The 4,854-nt window shown below is 70.3% G+C and carries 5 protein-coding genes; 3 read left to right on the forward strand and 2 right to left on the reverse strand.

Going from position 1 to position 4,854, the window contains the following annotated elements; all coding sequences use genetic code 11:
• Positions 1–305: 305 nt before the first annotated feature.
• Both VF647_20020 and VF647_20025 read right to left on the reverse strand, forming a co-directional pair.
• Positions 306–608 (reverse strand): hypothetical protein, encoded by a 303-nt coding sequence (locus VF647_20020; GenBank protein HEX8454378.1) that lies wholly within the window; start codon positions 606–608, stop codon positions 306–308.
• Positions 605–2,029 carry an amidase gene (locus VF647_20025; GenBank protein HEX8454379.1) on the reverse strand — a complete coding sequence of 475 codons (1,425 nt, stop codon included), beginning with the start codon at positions 2,027–2,029 and terminating at the stop codon, positions 605–607. The genes VF647_20020 and VF647_20025 overlap by 4 nt, the downstream gene beginning before the upstream one ends.
• Before the next feature lie 531 nt (positions 2,030–2,560).
• Between VF647_20025 and VF647_20030 the strand changes: the two genes are divergently transcribed.
• From VF647_20030 to VF647_20040, 3 genes are all read left to right on the forward strand, one after another.
• Positions 2,561–2,947, forward strand: a complete 387-nt coding sequence (locus VF647_20030; GenBank protein ID HEX8454380.1) for a hypothetical protein — start codon at positions 2,561–2,563, stop codon at positions 2,945–2,947.
• A 2-nt stretch (positions 2,948–2,949) separates the two neighbouring features.
• Entirely contained in the window at positions 2,950–3,738 is a 789-nt protein-coding gene (locus VF647_20035; protein ID HEX8454381.1) for a hypothetical protein, read from the forward strand.
• 129 nt (positions 3,739–3,867) lie between these two features.
• Positions 3,868–4,626 (forward strand): PIG-L family deacetylase, encoded by a 759-nt coding sequence (locus tag VF647_20040; protein ID HEX8454382.1) that lies wholly within the window; start codon positions 3,868–3,870, stop codon positions 4,624–4,626.
• The last annotated feature ends 228 nt before the right edge of the window (positions 4,627–4,854 follow it).

Below are 4,854 nucleotides of genomic sequence, written 5' to 3' on the forward strand. Positions count from 1 at the left end.
CGGATCCCGTAGGGGCGCGAGTCATCGCGCCCGTGCCCGGCGCCGCTCCACCGCCCGCATTTCGCACCGCCACCCGTAGGGGCAGACCTGCGTGTCTGCCCTCCCTCGCCCGCGCACCAAACCCTTGCCTCGCACCCCGACGTTTGTAGGGGCGGCCCCACGTGGCCGCCCGTGCCCGACCCGGCACCGCCGCCCGCCGATGCGCCGAGGTCCCGCCCCCTCTCCCGAGAACAGAGGGCGGAGCCCTCTCCTGTTATCGGGAGAGGGGGCAGGCGAGTGTAACGAGCCGGGGGTGAGGGCCCCCTTCACGCCCCCGGCATGAACCGCGATCGCGCCTGCAGCAGCGCCGCCTCCGCCTCCGCCACCGCCTCCATCGCAAGCGCCTCCGCGGCGTTCGAGAGGCTTTCGCGCGCCTGCTCCAAAATGGGACGCGGGATGCCGCCGTCCACGCGCGCGGTGCGCCACGTCTCCCCCTCCAGCGCGGCGCGCGCGTGGTTGATGCGCCCCTCGCGGAGCTCCATCAGCACGCCGTCGATCCAGCCGACCAGGTTGGCGGTCGCCTGCGAGCCGGTGAAGATGGAATGCGGGTCCGATCCCTCGTCGTTCATCGTGGCTCCGGAGTGAGAAAGCGGGGCGGCATCCCGACCGGACAGAGCCGTTGCACTACCGATGCCGCCGCCAGCGCCCGCTCCTCACCACGCGGCGGCGCGACGATCTGCAGCCCGACCGGCATCCCCTCCGCATCGAGCCCCGCCGGCACCGACGCAACCGGGAGCCCGGTGAGGCTGAGGACGAAGGTCGGCGCGATCCAGTCCACGTACGTCGCCATCTCCCGCCCGCCCACCGTGCGCGGGAAGTTTTCCTCGATCGAGAACGGCGGCACGGCCATCGTGGGGGTCAGCAGGAGGTCGTATTCGCGGAAGAAAGCCCGGAACTGCTCCCAGATGCGCCGCCGCGCGCCCTCGGCCGCGCCCAGCGCCTCCACCGAGGTGGCCAGCCCGGCGCGCACGTTGTTGGCCACGTTGGGGCCGAAGTGCTCCAGCTTGTCCAGGTGCGGGTGGAGCTGGGATACGAACCAGAGGCCGCGCAGCGCCAGGAACGCCTCGCGCCCGTACGACAGGTCAAGCTCGATCTCGTCCACCGTGGCGCCCGCTTGGCGCAGCGACAGCCCCCCCTCGCGGCACACGCGCTCCACCCCCGCGTCGATGCCGATCCCGGCAATGTCGCGGCAGTAGGCCACACGCAGCCCGCGCGCATCCGCCCCGCGCACCGCGGCGGCGAAGTCGCGGCTTTCGACGGGCTGGGCCAGCGGCGCGCGGTCGCTCGCGCCGGCGACGGCCTGGAGCCCCAGCGCCACGTCCTCCGCGCCGCGGCCCATGACGCCGGTCACCTGCATCGTGTCCCACATGAAATCCTGCGGCCAGGTGGGCACCAGCCCAACCGACGGCCGCAGCCCCACCACCCCGCAGAACGACGCGGGGATGCGCAGCGAGCCGCCCAGGTCTGTCCCCTGCGCCAGCGCGAACATCCCCGTCGCCAGCCCCACGGCGCCGCCGCCGGTGGAGCCGCCTGCGCTGCGCTCCGGGTTCCACGGATTGCGCGTGCGGCCGAAGACGGGGTTGAAGGTGTTGCCGCCGGCCGCGAACTCGGGGGTGTTCGTCTTCCCCACGATGATCGCCCCGGCCGCGCGCAGCCGCTCCACCACCTGGGCGTCGTGCTCGGGCACGTGGTCGGCGAAGAGGGGCGAGCCATAGGTGGTGCGCACCCCCGCGACCTCGGTGACGTCCTTGATCCCGACCGTCACCCCCGCCAGGGGCCCAGGGTCCTCGCCCCGCGCGATGCGCGCCTCCAGCGCCTGCGCCTCCTCGCGAGCCCGCGGGTTGAGCGTCACCACCGCGTTGAGCTCGGGGTTGAACCGTTCCACGCGCGCCAGGCACGCATCCAGCACCTCCACGGGTGACACCTCCCCCGCGCGCACCCGCCGCGCGGTTTCGGCGGCGGAGAGTACCGCGAGAGAGTCGTCGGGCATCATCGGGTCTGGTGAGGGAATCGGGTCAGGAACGCGGGAATGAGTAGCGCCGGCGCGCCCCGCTGTCCACAACGGCTCAGCACCGGGATTAGCAGTAAACTATCGCCACGTCACCCGAACCACCTCAAGGACTTTTTCCATCTTTTCGGTAGCTCGGGACCCGTAGTTGATCCGCCGTAGAAATTCCATGTGGCGGAGGCGTTCGGCGGGAGTGCGCGCGTGCCAGTACGCCCGCTCATCTTCATCGTCGAAAGAGGAGCCCGCGGAGAATGCAGACCGATCGACTCGAGGCTCAAGCGGATCGCTCATCGTCGCGTGCAGATGCTGGTTGACGTGCGTGCTCATAGATGATTGCCCGTGCATGCATTGGGCCGGGCGCCGGGTACGTCGAATGCGCGCGGGTGAGACATTGTCCGGATGATCGACACGATTCGCATTACGAAAGTTGCAGGTAAACACCCTTGCCCGCATCGCGCGGGTATGTATGTTTGTAACAGCGGTATGCACACGCGCAATGGAGGCATTATGGGCATGGCGATGAAGGATGTCCGAGAGCAGCTCTCCGAACTGGTGAAGCGCGCCACGTACCGCGGTGAGCAGATCACGTTCGGCCCGAACCGCGGCGACGACGTAACCCTCATCGCAACGGAGCAGGTCCGGCGTATGGCGGCCCGACTGCGCGAGGTGGAGGAGCGGCTTACGGAGCTTCTGCGGGAGAAGGCGGAGCCCGGGGCGTTCTCTGGCCTGCAAGACGCGCTCGTATCTGGGGAGCTTGCCGTTCGCGGGGCTGATGCACACGCCCGGCGGGTACTGCCAGAATTCGCGACGGAGTCGGCGGTGACCCGTGAGGCCCGCATCCGGCTGGGAGCCCGAGACGCGCGTGTGCCGGAGTTCCGCCGTACCCGGCCCCGCGCATAGCCGTGACCGCGTACGAAGCAGTCCCGCATCCCACGCTCCGCCAGGGCGACATCATCGTCGCACCTTCCGTGGTGCTCCTGCCGCCCGACGAGCGCGATCTGAGCGGCCCGCGCCGGGGACCGGGACGGCTAGGGGACGTGCAGCGGCTCGCGCTGTGGGAAGGAGACCTGCGCACCCTGTCACCGGATCTATCAGCGTCCGTTCGCTTCAGTCCGGTGCTGGTCGTGAGTCACGACTGCGACCTGGAGAAGGACTTCAACGAGCGCGTCCGGGAGCTCATGGCCGAGGGCCGGCCGGAGGAGGAGGCAGTCGCGGCGGCGGAGGGCGACCCCTCTCTCGACCCGTTCGCCGTCGTTGCGCCCCTTCTCCCGTTCGCGGAGCTCGCCGCGAAGCGGCACCCCGGCGTCATGAACGGCCAGCGCATCGGCTACTTTCCGATTCTCCAGCTCCCGCGGGATGGCGGGGACTACTTCGTCGATCTCGGGCAGCTCTCGACGGTGTCCGTACAGCTGCTTCCCCAGCGCGGCAAGGTCGCTTCGCTAGCACCGGAGTCGGTCTTCGAGCTGCGCTACAAGCTCAGCGAGGCATACGCGATTCGCGACCTCGCGGTGCTTCAAGAGCTGGAGCGGCTCACCGGCCGGACCATCGTCCGCGCATCGGCCCTGCCCAAGAGCGGCAAGAAAACCTCTCTGCAGCTCTTTCTCGACGACGGCGACATCGTGCACCTCGAGATCAGGAAGCCGCGCGACGCTCTCCCGGAAGAGATCGTCCGCACACACGCGCGCGACTGACGCGACGCCCTCAATCCGCTGCGTCACGTCGAGACATTGGGCCGGCGCGGGCTTTGCCGGGGCGCGGGGCGGGTGCGAGATTGTGCGGCTCGCGGAGACGATGACACGGAAGAAGGAGCGCAGGGGCGGATGGGGCAACGGACGCTGCTGGTGGGGCTGGCGCACCCGGATGACGAGGTGGGCGCGGCGGGGACGATTCTGGCCCAGCGCGCGCGCGGCGACCGCGTGGTGCTGGTGTGGCTGACGCGCGGCGAGATGACGCAGGCGTTCGGCGGCATCGCGCAGGACCGCGTGGCGGTGATCCGCGAGGAGCACGGGCGCCAGGCCGGCGAGATCCTGGGGTGCGAGACGCGCTTCCTGGACCTTCCCGACTGCGGTGTGGAATCGACGCCGGAGGTCGCGCGGCGCGTGGCCGAGCTGATCACCGAGATACGCCCGGACGGCGTCCTCACCTGGGGCGACGCGTGGGCGCGCGGGATGCGCCACCCGGATCACCAGGCCACCGGCCGCATCTTTCGCGACGCCGTGACGCTGGCGCGGATCGCCAAGGTGGTGGCGCCGCGCACGCCGCACCGCGCCGCCGCGCCCGTCTTCACCTACCGCGGCGCGCACTCAGTCCTCCCCGCCGTCGCCGTGGACGTGGAGCCGTACCTGGAAGGGATATTCGCGCTGGGCGAGTTCTACCTCAAGCGAATAGGCTTCGGCGAGCGGGCGTGGATCGAGGAGCGGCTTCGCACGGCGGGCGCGCCGTTCGGGCTGCGCTACGCCGAGGTCTTCGATGCGTGGGAGTCCGCGCCCGGCATCGTTCCGTCGCTGCTGCCTGCGGGGCTCACGAACGGCGAGCCCATCCACCCGGACCGCAAAGCCGAGATCACGCCGCCGTCCTAAACTGCAATCTCACGCGGAGGCGCGGAGACGCAGAGGAGAGGGCGCGAAGTTCTCTCTGCGTCTCCGCGCCTCCGCGTGAGGCCTTCTGTAGAACCATGACGAAGAGCGGGGCCGGCCGGAATCGCTCCCGGCCGGCCCCGCACGTCGTCACCCGAAAAACGCTCAGGTGGCGCGGTTGTAGACGAGCTTGTAGGTCAGCGGCTGCGGAAGGCGCGGCGAGGTGACGGT

The organism is Longimicrobium sp., from assembly GCA_036387335.1.
Taxonomy (GTDB): Bacteria; Gemmatimonadota; Gemmatimonadetes; order Longimicrobiales; family Longimicrobiaceae; genus Longimicrobium.